We start from the raw sequence: 1,147 nt of genomic DNA, 5'->3' as shown, positions 1-1,147 counted from the left end.
ATAAAGAATTGTCAAAAATAGTCAAAATAATTATTCTGAATGTTTTATTGATAATTATTTCTGGAATTATTTTCAAAAAATTAGGTAGCACCTGTGTAAAAAGAAAAATGTTCTATGGTAAGGAATAACGTAGTCTATTCTATTTTGGACGTTATATTTTTTGTATGTTCTCTGCTTTATATTTTACTTTCTTCAAATATCTATCATTTGCTTCAAATTCATATTTTCCTTGCAAGGTAACACAAATATACCCACAACATTTCTTTCCCACTCTGGAATTTCTTCTTCTTTCTTATTTTTAGTCACATAATCTTTACACATATAACACCGTCTTTGTTATTACACAATGTTTATTACAATTATCTACAATGATTTAGATATTATTACGATTCTTATTCAAGATTTAATATGCTACTTTTACCCGAAGTTTTACTTTTTATTTTCAGTTTAAGTCCTTCAGCATTTACTGCTATATCAAAGACAAGACTTCCTTCACATAATGACTTAGCAAAAACTTTTTTGAGAAGCCCTCTTCCTTTATTTTCAAGATAAAAATACGCTTTCTGATGAACTGAATATCGCCGTTTCTCTGAATCAAAAATCTCAAATTGAGATGATTCAAGTGTTATTTTTTTCTGTGTTAAATTCTTCACCTTCAGCCTAACAAACAAGAATAATCCATCAGCATAAATTTTAACTTTCAGGGGTTCTTCTCCGATTGTTAGTGGCACTTGCCGATTTTCCTCAGCAAAATCAGGAAACCATTTTTCAAAATTGACAATGCTATATTCAAGACCATCAACATTAACAAGATTCTGTGATGTATAAGCCTTTTCTTTAGCAGTTCGTTTTTCATATTGTTCTTTTGCATCAGAATATTTTCCAATCCGATTTAGTATATTTTTATACCTCTCATTCGTTTTTTCAAATATACCGTCTTCTCTTAATTTATTTTCTAACTCTTTAGGATATCTGCCAAGCAAAAATCTTGTAGTTGCACCATAACCTATATAAAATGCTGTGCATTCTGGATAACTACTTATTGCCTCACTATATTTAAGCAGTGCCTCAAGATTTCCACGGAATCCTGCAAACTCTGGGGGACATTCTTTACCATCTTTTTCAGTAATCCCTTCACTTTCAAAAT

At 30.2% G+C, this 1,147-nt stretch carries 2 protein-coding genes; both read right to left on the bottom strand.

Going from position 1 to position 1,147, the window contains the following annotated elements; genetic code table 11:
• Positions 1–192 precede the first annotated feature (192 nt).
• The gene (locus AB1349_14550) at positions 193–321 is read right to left on the bottom strand and encodes a hypothetical protein (GenBank protein ID MEW6558546.1); all 129 of its coding nucleotides are present in this window, start codon (positions 319–321) and stop codon (positions 193–195) included.
• Positions 322–392: 71 nt separating this feature from the next.
• On the bottom strand, positions 393–1,147 hold a 755-nt coding region (locus tag AB1349_14545), incomplete at its 5' end, for a DUF4352 domain-containing protein (protein MEW6558545.1).

The organism is Elusimicrobiota bacterium (assembly GCA_040757695.1).
Classification (GTDB): domain Bacteria; phylum Elusimicrobiota; class UBA8919; order UBA8919; family UBA8919; genus JBFLWK01.
The sequence above is the reverse complement of the archived record's forward strand: the minus strand, read 5'-3'. Positions and strand labels throughout refer to the sequence as shown.